The following is a 13,502-nucleotide window of genomic DNA, read 5'->3' as shown; positions in this document are numbered from 1 at the left end:
GCGAAGCGAAGCAATCCATAGCGCAGCAAATGGAGAGGTGGATTGCTTCGTCGCTCCGCTTCTCGCAATGACGAACGGAGAGGACCGCTCTCAATCCGCGAGCTGGAATCGCTCGAAGCGGTCGAGCTCCTCCTCGATACGGCGCTTCAGCTCCTTGCGCGAGGCCGGCTTCTTGCCGTTGCCGACCCAGCTCCATTTCTGCATCAGGAGCTTCTTGTTCTGCCGGTCGGTCTTCAGGTCGAGGGCGGCAACGATGTCGTCGCCGACCAGCACCGGCAGCGCGAAATAGCCGAACAGGCGCTTCTCCTTCGGCACATAGGCCTCGAAGCGGTGGCCGTAGCCGAAGAACAGCTCCGTGCGCTTGCGCTGGATGATCAGGGGATCGAACGGCGAGAGGATGTGAACCAGGGAAGGATCGCCCTCGCCGGCCGCCTCCAGCACCTCGGGCCGCGCCCAATGCTCCTGCTTGCCGGCGCCATCGAGCGCGATCCGGACCAGCTCCTTGCGGCGCACCCTCGCCTCGATCAGGCTGCGAACCGCCTTCTTGCTCGGCGCATCGAGATGGCAGATCGAATCCAGGCTGACGATGCCCTGCGAGCGCAGCGCGCGGTCGAGCAGATAGGTTGTCCGGGCCGAGGCCGGTGCGGGCTTCGGCGGCTCGTCCCAGCCGAAATGCCTGCTCATCAGCTCGTAGGTCTTCAGCATGCCGGCGCGCTCGCTGATCGTGACCACGCCGCCATAGAAGGCGAGCTGCAACGCGCGCTTGGAGGGTTTCCGGCTCTGCCAGAGATGCTCCTTCTCGGTCAGCACGTCGTCTTCGATGTCGCGGATGGTCAGTGGTCCCTCGCGCAGCAGCCGCATGATCTTGCGGGTATCCGCGGGGGTCACCGACGAGAACCATTTGTGGCCGTCGCGCTTGTGCGCCTTCATCGCCGGCAGGAAGATCCCGATATCTTTCGACGGCACGTAGGACAGCGCGTGCGTCCAGTATTCGAACACGCTCTTGTCCCGGCTCTGCGCCTGCTTGAGGTCGGCGCGGCGGTAATCCGGAATCCGGGTGAACAGGATGTGGTGATGGCAGCGCTCGATCACGTTGATGGTGTCGATCTGCACATAGCCGAGATGGTCGACAGCGGCCGCCACGGCTGACGCTCCTTCCCCGAACGGCGCCTGTGTATCGAGCCGCTGCGCGCGCAGCCAGATGTGGCGGGCGGCGGCATTGTTCAGGGATAAGGGTTCGGCGGCGCGGGGCATTGCCCGGGCAATGTAGTGAGATTCGCGCAGGTGTGGAGAGCCGCGCGGTGGAAATCAGCCCCGCATCATCATGCCTGCTCTGGCGTACCAGCTATTCCGGCCTGCCAGGCCGATCCGACAGCCCGCCGCAGCCAGGGAACGTCTGCCATCGCCGCCGCGAGCGCGGCGCTTTCCTCATGGAAGACCCGGGACGAGTGGCCGCCAATTGGAAACCAGCCGCGGCCATCTTCCACGTCCCGCCGATATTCCTCGAAGCCGATGCTGCCTTCCGGGCGCAGGAAGATATCGACGCAGCGCGTGGCGTCCTCGTCATTGATCGAGCGAAGGACGCGATTGACGTGGGCCATGCTGCCCTCCCTCTCCGCAGTCTACCCCCGGTTGGCACAAGGGGGCGCGGCACAACAAACCGTGACCCAGATCACATTCCGGACTTTGAACCGGTCCTAGGTTCCCAGCATCAAAATGACAGCAAGCCGGATCGGCTGGCCCAGATCCAAGGACGAAAACCATGACCCGCTCTCTTTCCATGTCTCTTTTGACAATCGGCGCCGCGCTGTCGATGACGGCGGGCGTTGCACTGGCCGGCAGCGACACCATTCCGGCCGCCCAGATCCTCAATGCGCTGAAGCCGAAGTCCACCACCCGCAGCCTCTCCGGCACGCAGGTCGACCCGGCCGCAACGGCCAGGGAGACGAGCTTCCTCAACACCGTTCGCAACCGGCAGACCCGTTCGCTTTCGCTCGGCGAACGCCAGGAGATCGCCGATATCGCCGCCAACAAGCCGAAGATCGATCTGGAGATTCACTTCGACTACAACTCGGCCGATATCAGCAAGGGCTCGACCCAGGCGGTGCAGGAGCTAGGCAAGGCGCTGTCGGACGCCAGCATGAAGGGCTCCACCTTTGTCCTCGCCGGCCATACCGACGCCATCGGTGGCGAGGCCTATAATCAGGACCTCTCGGAGCGCCGCGCCGACACCATCAAGACCTATCTGGTCGAGCACTACGGCCTGAACGGCTCCGATCTCGTGACCGTCGGCTACGGCAAGACCCGGCCGAAGGACCCGAACGCGCCGATGGACCCGACCAATCGCCGCGTGCAGGTCGTCAACATGGATACCAAGACGGCGCAGCAGTAATCTCCCGCGCTCCCGATCCGCCAGCCATGCCGGGCAGGCGGATCGCTTGTTTCAGAGAGATTCAAATCCAGCTCTGGAACAGCATCAGCCGATTGAAAGTCGTCATCGACGTCCCGACGAATGCGGCCGTGACCGGCAGCATCGCGATGAATCCCGCGCATCCCACTGCCACGAAAGCCCATAGCAGCCAGTGCGGTGCGCCCTTGCGCGTCAAGGCGTAGACCAGCACGAAGCTCGAAGTCGTCGCGGCCGGAAGATAGTAGTAGATGAAGCCGAGCGTGCGCGGCAGCAGCGCCCAGGCGAGATACGGGCCAAGGTAGAACGCAAGCACGAGAAACGCATCGCGGTTGCGCCCGACGATCCAGCCTTGCAGCGCGACGATCAGCGCGATCAACGCCGGCCACAGCACCAGCGGATTGCCGAGGAACACGATCGCGGCGAACCGGTCATCGCCGACCTTCTCGAACAGGTACCAGACCGGGCGCATCTGGAACGGCCAGGACGGCCACGAGCTCATATAGGTGTGGCCCGCGATCGCGGTCGTGGTGTTGTCGGCAAAGATGCGGCGCTGCGCCTCCATGATGTCGCTGAACGAGAGGCCGTAGAGCGGCACGAAGGTCGCGAGATAGGCGGCAGCCGGAATCAGCACGAAACAGGCGATGACGTGCGGAAGACGAAAATCCGGCCAGAGGTCCGGCCGGTACCAATCCTCCGCATTGGCGTCGGCAAAGCGCGTCCGCCAGCCCTGCAACAGGCGGATCACAACTACGATCGCGACGCAGGTCGCGAGCACGAACAGCCCGCTCCATTTGCACGCACACGCAAACCCCGCGGCCAATCCCGCCAGCGCGAAAGCGGCGTGCGGCCGCGCTTGCCGGAAGCCGTGGATGAACGCCGCAATCGCGAACAGGCAGAAGGCGAGCGCGAAAATATCCAGCATCGCAATCCGCGACTGCACGAACAGCATCTGGTTGAAGAAGGCGAGCAGCATGGCCGCGACGGCGCGCTCCTGCGATGCGAACAGCGCCAGCGCGCCGAGATAGACGGCGACCAGCGCGAGCGCACCGAACAGCGCCGCGGGATAACGCCAACCCAACGGCACGTCGCCAAACGCCTTGATCGAGAGCGCGATGATCTGCTTGGCAAGCGGCGGATGCATCGGGTTGAGGATCGGGCCCTCGAGCACCGGCAGGAGCATCTGCCGTGCCGCCGGCACGTAATGCACCTCATCGAAATAGAGCTTGTCCGGCGTGGTGATCCCGAGCAGCAGCACGACATGGGCGATGACGAAGATGATCGCCGCGACAACCGCCGCGCGCATGGCGGGACGCCGCAGACCTGAGGGAGATTTGGATGCAATGATCAAAGGGCGAGCACGCTGCGAGGAGAACGAGTGTGAGCGAAGTGTGAGCTATCGCGCCGTTGCACGCGACGAGTGTGACCTGTGTGATCGGAACTCACTTTCACATCCGCAGCGTTGAACGTATTCGAATCGACCGACACTAACCATCCAGTCACCTCGGGGGAGTTTGTGACATATATACAATATCAGATGCATGGCCGATCCGGTACGATGACAGTGTTCAGTCGATCGGTATTGCAATGAATTCGCCTCGCAGCCTTTTCTCCCTGCTTGCACTCGGTCTTGCCGTCGCACTGACGGCGCATCCCGCCCAGGCGCAGACACGCGTCGGCGAAGCGGCGATGGTGAAGAACGAGGTGGTCCGCGTCGCAGCCGCCACCACACCGATCAATGTCGGCGATGCGCTGCTGCGCGATGAGACGGTGCGCACCGGTCTCGAAAGCGCCGCGCGGCTGGTGATGGCCGACAGCACCAACCTCTCGCTCGGGCCGAATGCCTCACTCAAGCTCGATCGCACCGTGTTCGACGACGAGCATCATTATCGCGATGTCGCGATCCGCCTGACGTCGGGTGCGTTCCGCTTCGTCACCGGCCACTCTGACAAGGCCGCCTACAAGATCGTCACGCCGCTTGCGACCATCGGCGTTCGCGGCACGATCCTCGATATTCTGTCACAGCGCGGCAAGACCACCGTGGTGTTGCAGGAAGGCGCATCGACGGTGTGTACGTCGAACCGGCAGTGCATCGATCTGACCCAACCCGGCGACACCGCGATCATCACCTCGAGCGGCGGCCGCACCACGATCCAGAAGACCAACAACCCGCCCTGGACCTTTGCCGCGACTTGTAGCCAGGCCGCAGGGCTCTGCACCGTCACCCAGTTCGCCGATGCGACACCGGTGACGCCGCCGGTCGACGACACCGGCATGCTGTGCGGACGGTGACAATGGCACGGCGCATCCATTACGTGGCCCTGTCGACTGCCCTGACGTTGGCGCTGTCGCTCGCGATGTTGCAGGCGCTGGCTGCGCCGGCCCAGGCTCAGACTCCAAGGCCGAACTGCACGTCGCTTCCCGATACCAACCTGTCAGCGTCTGTGTCGTCGAACTGTGGAGCGACCCCCACACCGACGCCCACTCCCACGCCGACACCTACTCCCACGCCAACACCGACGCCCACGCCGACACCAACGCCGAGCCCGTCGCCGACGCCGATCACCGGCGCGCCGTCGAGCGGCAGTTCGATCAACGGCCTCGCCGATCAGCGCTTCAACCAGATGATCACCAACCGCGTGCTCGGCTCGGTGCTGCTCGGCGTCAACGAGCAGGTCAATTGCGACGACTGCATCAGCGCGTTCGGCTCGGCCGGGTCGTTCTCGGCCGGCATCCATGGCCGCAAGACCATCACGCCGAATTTGTCGCTGCTCGCCGGCATCGCCTACACGCAATATGGCGAGGGCGGCTACAACGTCACCAGCGCGCCGATCGGCGCCTTCGCGCTGCGCTACGACTTCGTCGACTGGGGCTCGTCGCGCCCGTTCTTCGACATCGGCACCATCCTGTCGCCGTCCGAGAAGGTGCGCTACACTCGCAACTATGCGACAAGCCTCGGCCCGGTGTGGGTCACCAGCCAGACCTCGAGCGAGAATTACGGCGTGTACGGTCGCGCGGGCTGGATCAACCGGCTGTCGGCGCGTGACGAGGTCGCAGCGTCCGTCGAGGTCTGGCAACTGTGGCAGCGGGTCAAGGGCTACAGCGATCCCGCCATGGCCTTCAATCCGTTCGACGCCACCATCGCCGACGGCACCGACCGCACCAGCCTGGTCAAGATCGGCGGCCAGTGGACGCATCTGTTCGGATCGAACATCGAAACCAATATCAATGGCGGCTGGGTGCAATCCTTCGCCACCCATTCCGGGATCGTCGCCACCGTCACCGGCGACGGGACCATCGTGCCGACGATCGGCAACCAGGGCTGGTTCGAATATGGCGGCCGCGTCGGCTTCCGCATCACCAAGGGCTGGATCGCCGACATCTTCCTGAACGGCACCGCCGGGCCTCAGCCGGTCGGCAACACGCTTCACGGCGGCGTCGGGCTGCGGATCAGTTATTAGGACGGGGCTTCCGGTCCGGACGTGCATCGCCCAACAGCCGGAGCAGCGCCAGCAGCGACGTGAAGAACATGGTGAACACCATGATCACGACGATCGCTGCACGGATATCCTGCAAACGCCAGGACTGGCCCGCAGCGTCGACGATCTCACCGGACTGACCCAGCATCCAGGGCACACATGCGTGATGCCGCCGGAGACGCCCGCCGCAAGGATGACCGCGATGGCCGGCCAGATCACCGCGTCCAGCTTCGATCCAAAGACGTAACCGTCAACCCGGTCGCGCATCACCCTGCCCCACACAATCGCCACGCATACCTACCGATCGACGGTAATCAATCGGTTCGGCGGCGACAAGGCGGCCCGGCAATCGATCCGCGGCCACGGGGCCGGCACTGAATTGCAGGTCGGCTCTCACATGTTCAAGACATGTGGGCGCAAGGTCCGGATGACTTCTCACAGCGTTGCGGAGACAGCGGATCATTCTCGCCGGTCAGCGGCGGTGATGTGCAGCCAGTTGGGCGCCGTCGCCGACTTGCAGCGACGACGCCCAACTTCGTTCAATCGTTATCCCAGTAGCCATCCGAGTATCCCTCCCGATACCCGGATGTATAACCGTGATCATATCCGCCCGGATATTCGCCGCCATAATCGTAGACGTGACGATGGTAGTGGACGACAGGGGCAGGCGAATAATAGCCCCTCTCGTAGACATAGGCCGGAGCTGCCCGGGCAGTCATGGTGGAGCCCAGCAGGGCGCCGACGGCGAGGCCGCCAACAATGCCAACAGCCACGGCATCTCCGCGCCTGCCACCCGCCGCAGCTTCTGTCGACGCGAGACTCCCCATGACGATCACGGCGACGGCCGAGACAACAGCTACTCGTTTCATTCAAGCATATCCCTATTTGAGTTCAGGTGCCGCGCCGGCCGATGGCAGCGATCGACTATCGGGCTTACCGCAGGATGACATCGCGGCGGGACCAGCGTTCTCCGACGCGCCACCGCGCCATTCGGATTATTTGGTCGAATCCTCCGCGCCGAATGGCCGGGTATGCGGCGAACAAGGCTCCCTAGAACGTGACGAGGTCCTTGATCTCGATCCTGACAAATCGCGGCACGACCCGTCTCGCCACGAAATCGTTCCAATCCTTGAACTTCGACTTTGCCCTCGCCTCCGTGATTGCGGTAACGCCGCGGACGCTGAGGTGCGGAATCTTCACCAACTCGCTGACGGGAGCGGTGTTGAGGTTGACCCTTTCGACTCGACTGGCCGCCTCTCGCGTCGCGGGCGCCTGGTGGCTCAAACCGGTCTTTGATGAAGATGTCTGTGCGAATGCAGTAGCACCGATTACACCGCAAACGCCCAGGCTGATGCAAACCGACCTGATAAGCATGGACCGCTATCCTTCGTGATATGACGCCCTTGACCCCGGCTGCCGATAAAGCGGCCATCGATTACCGCAAGATTACCGTCGCGATCGTCGCTGCGACATTCTGGCGATGAGTCTGTCAGCGCATCAAGACGAACAGGTTTTGCGACTCCATGATTCTGTCTGCCGATATCTTGCCCGCACCAACATCATTGGCGAGGCTTGAGGATGTGCTGTCCGGCTCGCGAAGCGGCGCCACCAGGAATGCAACGAGGTTTCGTTTGACGCCCGGAATTCCGAACAAGCTCGATTGAACGGAAAATTCGCGCCTGACATAGCTTCCGGCCTGGACTGCCATTCGCTCAGTCCATTCAATGCAATCGTACTGATCATCGAAGCACAGCGCTGCCCAGCCACGCTCCGGTGTCACCTCGTGAGGCAATGCCAATGAATATTGGTACGCGAAAGGGTCCCCATAGTGCGGGTGATCGGAGCTGTAGAAGGCCACCGCAAGCCCAAGGCTGTCGTTGCCGCCGACGATTGAAAGCGGGATGCCGATCTGCTCGTGCCACAGGCGGGTGAGTTCGTCCGCCGCCTGGTGGTAAAAGCTTCGTCCCTCTTCATAGCCGTGGCTGTTGCGGTAGAGGGCATGGACCGGGGCCGCGATCACGGCAGCAACAATCGCTATTCCGGCAACGAAGAGCGCTGCATTGACCGTGTAGAAGCGCTCGATCCGGTAGCTTGTGCTGCAAACGACAGGCACGGCAAGCAGAAATAATCCCTGAAGCGCCCACAGCGACGGAAGGTCGGTGCAAAGGAATACGGATATGGCGACAGGAAGAACGATCGTGCCGATCGCGACGTGGCAGATCAGCTTCAGATTCGGATCCGACGCCGCGATGTCCCGAGGCAGGCGCTTTATGCGATATCCGGCGATCAGCACCCACGTCACGGCGGACACACTCACTGCCGCAGCAAGGCCTAGCAGGAAATTGGCGGCGTCCTGCAACGACGTCAGGAAATCGGCCCGTACATGCGTCGCCGCATAGTAGACCGGCTCAGCGCCTGTCTCGGCCAACCACTGAAGATGCGGACATAGCGCAAGCAACCCGACCGCGGTGGAGATCCAGGGCGAACTGGACGTGAGATAAGCACGTCGCGCGGGGTGAATGATGGCCGACAACGCGAAGCTCGCCACCAGAAAGATCGAATAGTATTTGCCGAGCATTGCGAGAGACGCCGCGAACCCGGCGGCAATCGCCCAGAGCGGCGCCCGTGTTTCAAAGGCGCGGAGGAAGCAGTAGGTGGCAAGCGGCCAGACAGCGAGCAACACGGCATTGGCGTTGAAGCGCTGCGCATGAAACTGGTATGCCGGAGTCAGCATCAGCAGGAGCAGCACGATCAGGCGCTTGTGTCCGGTCACGAACCTTGTTGCAATGAGGTCCACGAACCACAATGCCAGCGCCGCATTTGTCATCGCCATCAGCTGCAACGACCAGTCGGTGAGCGGAAAGACCGAGGTCCACGCGCCGGCAATCCACCCCATCAGCGGCGGGTGCTTGGGATACCCCCACGCGAAATGCCGTCCATACGTCCAGGTCTCCAGCACGTCGGGATGCAGGCCGGCACCGTGATAGGCCACTGACAGATACAGCGTCCAGACGCTGACGAAGCAGGCGAGGAGCAGTGGCACCGACCACCCCGCCTCTACTCCCTCCAGCCATCGATTGAACGGACGGCGCCAAGACGCCGGGCTGCGATCTGACCGCTTGGCCATCGCTGAGAACGCAAAATCGACCGGCATATCGTTCGGAAGCCTGGGACGGAGATCGGAAAGCGCGATGCGAGCCGCGTTGTCCGACATGCTTTTCACAGCGACCATTACGACAGCCTGACGTGACCCTGCTCACGCCTCTGTCGACGTATTGTTGCGCGCGCCGACGCGCCGTCATTCGTCGGTCATGTTGATCGACCTCTCTGGCGGGGACGTCGCCGAGAGGAGATGCGCATGCGACAGCTCGCGATCATGACGCTGAATGGCTTTGGAGCGCTGAGGTGTGCCCGTGCCGGTTACGGGGCAGCCGTAGCCGCAGGGGCCGTCGGCGGCTCGGCGATCGGCGCGTTGGCCGGTGCGGCGCCCTCGATGAGTCTTTCGGACTGACGCGCATCGGGTGCCGATCCGATCACCACCGCCATTCCCGAAAGCCGATCGAGCCCCTGAGGAAAAAGGTCAATTATATCAATGCACCCGAGTGGACACCGCAGTTTTCTTGCTGGCCGTAATCTTATTGTAATCCATCCGTAATGGTAGAAACATTGGTTTACACTTGGGAGAATGTGGTGCGAGTTCTGGTCGTGGAGGATGACCCTCAGCTTGGGCCCTGGCTGCGGGACACTCTGGGAACGGCCTTCGGTTCATCTGACATGGTCACAACGCTCGAGGAGGGTCGTGCCGCAGTCGCGGTGCGGAACTTCGAACTCGTCGTGATCGACCGGGGACTGCCGGATGGCGACGGTTTGGCGTTGCTGCGCGACCTGAAGCAACAGAAGCCCAGCCCTGCCACCATCGTGCTGACGGCGCTTGATGATCCGATCGATATTGCGCGCGCCCTGGACGAAGGGGCGGACGACTATGTGGCAAAGCCGTTTGAACCGATCGAGCTGGTTGCGCGAGCAAAGGCCGTGCTTCGACGGCTCTTTCTGGACCGAGGAGCGATCGTTCGCATCGGCAATTTGAGCTACGACGTCCTCAATCGCGAAGTCTGCGTCGATCATACGCCCATTGTCGTCCCACGGCGTGAACTGGCGATCCTGGAAGCAATGGTCCGGCGAATAGGCCGCGTCGTCCTGCGCGAGACGCTTGAAGTTGCCGCCTATAGTTTTGACGATGAGATTCAATCAAACGCGATCGAGGCACACGTGTCGCGGTTGCGCCGACGCCTGCGCGCGGCCAACTGCAAGATCGTCATCAAACCGGTCCGCGGCCTCGGATATCTCTTGAGTGGTGAATGATGATGTTGAAGTGGCAAACGCTCAGGCGCAGCCATCGCTCGATTGCGGTGCTGTCCGCGACGCTGATCGGCGCGGTCACGACCATCATGCTGCTCTGCGCAGCCGCCCTGCTCATCCGATTTGGCGGTGACGACGATGGCACCTGGGCGGCCGCCGACGTCGCCGACGCGTTGAAGGAGGCCGTCACACGCAACGAAGCCGGGCAACTCGCGCTCAAGCCGACGTCGCGGCTGGACGAGATCACCCGCAATTTCCCGACATTCTGGTATGTCGTATCCGACAAGAATGGAGAGGTCAGCTACGGCCCGATACCAAAGTGGCGTCCGCCGAAGACTCAGACGTCCCGTGACGGGACGAGTTTCCTCGCCTACGCGTTCGACGGCGAAACCACGAAGCTGAAGAAGATGGCCGCGGTCAGAAATACGCCCGTGGGTGAGGTGTGGATTGAAACCGGCGGCGTGGTCTATACGGCAAGCCAATTGACGACCGGAATGCTCACCGATGCCACGATCGTTGCGCTCCCGATCATCCTTGTCCTGGCAGCTACGGCGATTACCGCGATGGTTTTCGTGCCGACGCTGATTGCGCGTCCTGTCCGAGCCGTCGCGGCGGCCGCAGAGATGATCGATGGGGTTTCAGATGGCCGACGACTGCCGGAAGAAGATGCACCGGCCGAACTCTTGCCTCTCGTGGTGGCGTTCAATCGCGCGTTATCGCGAATAGACGTCGCTTCGAGGGCGCAACGAAACTTCCTGTCGAATGCGGCACACGAACTTCGCACTCCGTTGACCAATGCCCGCACCATCCTTGAGCTGGTCCAGGACCCTGCGTTGCGTACCAAGCTGATATCCGAGAACCAAAAGCTGTCATCGATCGTCACCATGCTCCTCCAGTTGGCGCGTATCTCGGCCGAACCGGCCGAACTGGTCGAAATGGATCTTGCGGCACTTGCGCGCAGGGTTGCGGCCGAACACGTGCCGATGGCATTGAAGAACGGAAGTGATGTCGAATTCGCCGAGCCTCCACACCCGGTCTGGGTGCGTGGCTCGGAAGCCGCCATCGCGGTCGCGCTCTCGAATCTGATCCGAAACGCCGTGACCCACGGAGAAGCTGGCGGCTCCGTCCTCATCAGGGTCGGAGCACCCGCGCGGTTGAGCGTGATCGACTTCGGATCCGGTCTCCAACTTGGTGAGCCCGAACTTCTGCTTGAGCCCTTCAGGCGCGGAAGCACGCGCACGGAAGGGACAGGATTGGGGCTTTCGATCGTCTCCCAGGTGATGACCACCCACAACGGCAGCGTTTCTCTCTCCGAGACGCCCGGAGGCGGCGCCACGGTCGACCTGAACTTTCCGCCCTGTCGGCAATCCGACTCGCCTCTGGGAAGAAAAGCCGTCCACACCATGACCAACGCACGGCCGGACGGCATCTCCGCTGCCTGAACTCCAGTCGCAATCCGCCGAGCGGATTGCGAGCTGTCGCTTATTCTAGAATGGCCGCATGTGCGGCAGCTCAGGCGGTGGCCGCGGCGATCTGCGCCTTCGTTGCAGCCTCGACGTCCATCCACATCACTTCCCAGATGTGACCGTCGAGATCCTCGAAGCTGCGCCCATACATGAAGCCATAATCCTGCTTCGGCGACGGATCGGCGCTGCCGCCCGCGCCCTTCGCCTTGGTCACGTAGCCGTCGACGGCCTCGCGGCTCTCGGCGGAGAGGCAGATCAGCACCTCGCTCGTGGTCCTGGCATCGGCGATCGTCTTCGGCGTGAACTGCCGGAATTTATCGTGGGTCAGCAGCATGACGAAAATGGTCTCGGAAATCACCATGCAGGAGGCGGTATGGTCGGAGAATTGCGGATTCTTCGTCGCACCGACCGCCTCATAGAAGGCAGTGGCATTGGCGAGGTTGCTGACCGGCAGGTTGACGAAGATCATTGTCGGCGTGGCCATCAGAGGCGCTCCTGTTCGTGGGGTTATGACCCGAGGACGAACCGGATAGCCGCTTCCCGACATCGTCGCGCAAATTTTCTTGCGGCGTCCTGTCGCAGGCGTCTCACGTCACGATCGGTGTCGGCATGGTCAGAAACGCCCGGGTCACGTGCCAGAACAGCTCCCGATTGGTGGCGAGCGCCACCGAATGTGCGGTGCCGGGCAGGATGATGAACTGCCGATCACCGTTCGGCAGCTTGTTGAAGAACTCCTCGAGATCGGGCACCGCCGCGATCCCGTCATACTCGCCGCGGACCAGCAGCACCGGTGCCAACACCTTCTCCGGATGCACCACCGGCAGATTGGCGGTCATGTCGAGATAGGTGCCGGTCGGGATCTGATCGCCGAACTGCATCTCGGCATCGGCCAGCGCTTCCATCACGGCGGGGTCCGACGTGCCCGGCTTGTCGCGGGTCGCGATCGAGCGGATCATGTCGCGGTCGCGCTTGCGCATGTTGTGGCTGCGGTAATAGGCAAGCTGCTCGGCGCGCTTGGCCAGCGTCGGCGAGCCCTCGCCCTTGTAGGTGAAGGCGGCGAACACCAGCCGGTCGATGCGCTCGGGCGCGGCCATCGCGAACGCACCCGCCCGCGGCGCGCCGGAGGATTCGCCGACGAAGTGATATTTCGTTTGCCCGGTCTCGCGCGCGATCACCTCGACAGCCGCTTTGAGATCCTCGACGCCACTGGCGATATCCGCATTGCCCGACGTGCGGCCCGACTTGCCGTAATTTTCATGGTCCATGGTCCAGCAATCGAAGCCGTAGCGCGCAAATGTGTTCAGCAATGAATACTCGCCCTTGCCGGGCACCGTGAGGTCGAACGCCCGCGATGTCACCGACGAGCCGTGGACGAAGAACACCACGGGCCGCGCCGGCTCGCCCGGCTTCGGCGCACCGACCCGCTTGCGGAACATCCACAAGGGGATGTCGCCCTTCTTCGCCCAGTATTCGTTGCTCCATATTTCTCCCTCGGCGGGAACTGCGGTCGCGGCCTGCGCCGTGCGGAACGCGCCGGCGGCGCTTGCAACGCCGATGCCCTTGATGATGGTGCGCCGCGAATGATCTGACAGCGTCATGGTTCGCTCCCTTCCGGATTTCTTCGTCCGATCCGGTGCGATGGAGCATAGCAGCGCGCATGTCCGGTTGCGCGGCGGGCACATCTCGCGGCCGCCGATACGATGCACGATTTTGTGAACGCGGCTTCCAGCAATCGGCGCGGACGACGAACGGACTTGGTCCTAGTCTCCGCAGCGGTCCGACCGGAAAAAT

Annotated in this window: 15 protein-coding genes; 7 read left to right on the top strand and 8 right to left on the bottom strand. The window is 62.8% G+C overall.

Annotated elements, in window-relative coordinates:
- Window positions 1–90: 90 nt before the first annotated feature.
- Window positions 91–1,254, bottom strand: coding sequence for a winged helix-turn-helix domain-containing protein (locus tag H8A95_RS04370; RefSeq protein WP_229182076.1), 1,164 nt, complete (start codon window positions 1,252–1,254; stop codon window positions 91–93).
- A 68-nt stretch (window positions 1,255–1,322) separates the two neighbouring features.
- Window positions 1,323–1,601, bottom strand: coding sequence for a hypothetical protein (locus H8A95_RS04365; protein ID WP_229182075.1), 279 nt, complete (start codon window positions 1,599–1,601; stop codon window positions 1,323–1,325).
- A gap of 161 nt (window positions 1,602–1,762) precedes the next feature.
- On the opposite strand from H8A95_RS04365, the gene H8A95_RS04360 reads away from it, so the two are divergent.
- Window positions 1,763–2,392 (top strand): OmpA family protein, encoded by a 630-nt coding sequence (locus H8A95_RS04360; RefSeq protein WP_229182074.1) that lies wholly within the window; start codon window positions 1,763–1,765, stop codon window positions 2,390–2,392.
- A gap of 61 nt (window positions 2,393–2,453) precedes the next feature.
- On the opposite strand, the gene H8A95_RS04355 is transcribed toward H8A95_RS04360, so the two are convergent.
- Window positions 2,454–3,713, bottom strand: coding sequence for a phospholipid carrier-dependent glycosyltransferase (locus H8A95_RS04355; RefSeq protein WP_229182073.1), 1,260 nt, complete (start codon window positions 3,711–3,713; stop codon window positions 2,454–2,456).
- Between the two features lie 281 nt (window positions 3,714–3,994).
- Between H8A95_RS04355 and H8A95_RS04350 the strand changes: the two genes are divergently transcribed.
- Together H8A95_RS04350 and H8A95_RS04345 are read left to right on the top strand one after the other, a co-directional pair.
- Window positions 3,995–4,699: a FecR family protein gene (locus H8A95_RS04350; RefSeq protein ID WP_229182072.1), complete on the top strand. Its 705-nt coding sequence runs from the start codon at window positions 3,995–3,997 to the stop codon at window positions 4,697–4,699.
- Between the two features lie 2 nt (window positions 4,700–4,701).
- Window positions 4,702–5,868 carry a hypothetical protein gene (locus H8A95_RS04345; RefSeq protein ID WP_229182071.1) on the top strand — a complete coding sequence of 389 codons (1,167 nt, stop codon included), beginning with the start codon at window positions 4,702–4,704 and terminating at the stop codon, window positions 5,866–5,868.
- On the opposite strand, the gene H8A95_RS04340 is transcribed toward H8A95_RS04345, so the two are convergent.
- Complete coding sequence (locus H8A95_RS04340) at window positions 5,858–6,034, bottom strand: hypothetical protein (protein WP_229182070.1); 177 nt, start codon at window positions 6,032–6,034, stop codon at window positions 5,858–5,860. The genes H8A95_RS04345 and H8A95_RS04340 overlap by 11 nt on opposite strands.
- Before the next feature lie 391 nt (window positions 6,035–6,425).
- Complete coding sequence (locus H8A95_RS04335; protein ID WP_229182069.1) at window positions 6,426–6,755, bottom strand: hypothetical protein; 330 nt, start codon at window positions 6,753–6,755, stop codon at window positions 6,426–6,428.
- A gap of 200 nt (window positions 6,756–6,955) precedes the next feature.
- Here H8A95_RS04335 and H8A95_RS04330 point away from each other — a divergent pair, with 200 nt between their 5' ends.
- Window positions 6,956–7,279, top strand: coding sequence for a hypothetical protein (locus H8A95_RS04330; protein WP_229182068.1), 324 nt, complete (start codon window positions 6,956–6,958; stop codon window positions 7,277–7,279).
- A gap of 96 nt (window positions 7,280–7,375) precedes the next feature.
- Here the strand turns inward: H8A95_RS04330 and H8A95_RS04325 are convergent, their stop codons facing one another.
- Window positions 7,376–9,040, bottom strand: a complete 1,665-nt coding sequence (locus tag H8A95_RS04325; protein WP_229182102.1) for a glycosyltransferase family 39 protein — start codon at window positions 9,038–9,040, stop codon at window positions 7,376–7,378.
- Between the two features lie 204 nt (window positions 9,041–9,244).
- Here H8A95_RS04325 and H8A95_RS04320 point away from each other — a divergent pair, with 204 nt between their 5' ends.
- The 3 genes from H8A95_RS04320 (at window position 9,245) to H8A95_RS04310 (ending at window position 11,687) form a co-directional block, all read left to right on the top strand.
- A complete protein-coding gene (locus tag H8A95_RS04320) occupies window positions 9,245–9,397 on the top strand; it encodes a hypothetical protein (protein ID WP_229182067.1) in 153 nt (50 codons plus the stop codon).
- A 179-nt stretch (window positions 9,398–9,576) separates the two neighbouring features.
- Window positions 9,577–10,248 (top strand): response regulator, encoded by a 672-nt coding sequence (locus tag H8A95_RS04315; protein ID WP_229182066.1) that lies wholly within the window; start codon window positions 9,577–9,579, stop codon window positions 10,246–10,248.
- Entirely contained in the window at window positions 10,248–11,687 is a 1,440-nt protein-coding gene (locus H8A95_RS04310; protein WP_229182101.1) for a sensor histidine kinase, read from the top strand. Before H8A95_RS04315 ends, H8A95_RS04310 begins: the two co-directional genes overlap by 1 nt.
- Before the next feature lie 70 nt (window positions 11,688–11,757).
- On the opposite strand, the gene H8A95_RS04305 is transcribed toward H8A95_RS04310, so the two are convergent.
- Together H8A95_RS04305 and H8A95_RS04300 are read right to left on the bottom strand one after the other, a co-directional pair.
- Window positions 11,758–12,195, bottom strand: coding sequence for a VOC family protein (locus H8A95_RS04305; RefSeq protein ID WP_229182065.1), 438 nt, complete (start codon window positions 12,193–12,195; stop codon window positions 11,758–11,760).
- Between the two features lie 103 nt (window positions 12,196–12,298).
- On the bottom strand, window positions 12,299–13,309 hold the full coding sequence (locus tag H8A95_RS04300; protein ID WP_229182064.1) for an alpha/beta hydrolase: 1,011 nt from the start codon (window positions 13,307–13,309) through the stop codon (window positions 12,299–12,301).
- Window positions 13,310–13,502: the final 193 nt, after the last annotated feature.

This window comes from Bradyrhizobium oropedii (assembly GCF_020889685.1).
Classification (GTDB): domain Bacteria; phylum Pseudomonadota; class Alphaproteobacteria; order Rhizobiales; family Xanthobacteraceae; genus Bradyrhizobium; species Bradyrhizobium oropedii.
The sequence above is the reverse complement of the archived record's forward strand: the minus strand, read 5'-3'. Positions and strand labels throughout refer to the sequence as shown.

Bases quoted from the DNA above. Each gene is read 5' to 3' on its own strand.
- H8A95_RS04370 (WP_229182076.1), bottom strand. From the start codon at position 1,254: ATGCCCCGCGCCGCCGAACCCTTATCCCTGAACAATGCCGCCGCCCGC.
- H8A95_RS04365 (WP_229182075.1), bottom strand. From the start codon at position 1,601: ATGGCCCACGTCAATCGCGTCCTTCGCTCGATCAATGACGAGGACGCC.
- H8A95_RS04360 (WP_229182074.1), top strand. From the start codon at position 1,763: ATGACCCGCTCTCTTTCCATGTCTCTTTTGACAATCGGCGCCGCGCTG.
- H8A95_RS04355 (WP_229182073.1), bottom strand. From the start codon at position 3,713: ATGCGCGCGGCGGTTGTCGCGGCGATCATCTTCGTCATCGCCCATGTC.
- H8A95_RS04350 (WP_229182072.1), top strand. From the start codon at position 3,995: ATGAATTCGCCTCGCAGCCTTTTCTCCCTGCTTGCACTCGGTCTTGCC.
- H8A95_RS04345 (WP_229182071.1), top strand. From the start codon at position 4,702: ATGGCACGGCGCATCCATTACGTGGCCCTGTCGACTGCCCTGACGTTG.
- H8A95_RS04340 (WP_229182070.1), bottom strand. From the start codon at position 6,034: ATGCTGGGTCAGTCCGGTGAGATCGTCGACGCTGCGGGCCAGTCCTGG.
- H8A95_RS04335 (WP_229182069.1), bottom strand. From the start codon at position 6,755: ATGAAACGAGTAGCTGTTGTCTCGGCCGTCGCCGTGATCGTCATGGGG.
- H8A95_RS04325 (WP_229182102.1), bottom strand. From the start codon at position 9,040: ATGCCGGTCGATTTTGCGTTCTCAGCGATGGCCAAGCGGTCAGATCGC.
- H8A95_RS04320 (WP_229182067.1), top strand. From the start codon at position 9,245: ATGCGACAGCTCGCGATCATGACGCTGAATGGCTTTGGAGCGCTGAGG.
- H8A95_RS04310 (WP_229182101.1), top strand. From the start codon at position 10,248: ATGATGTTGAAGTGGCAAACGCTCAGGCGCAGCCATCGCTCGATTGCG.
- H8A95_RS04305 (WP_229182065.1), bottom strand. From the start codon at position 12,195: ATGGCCACGCCGACAATGATCTTCGTCAACCTGCCGGTCAGCAACCTC.
- H8A95_RS04300 (WP_229182064.1), bottom strand. From the start codon at position 13,309: ATGACGCTGTCAGATCATTCGCGGCGCACCATCATCAAGGGCATCGGC.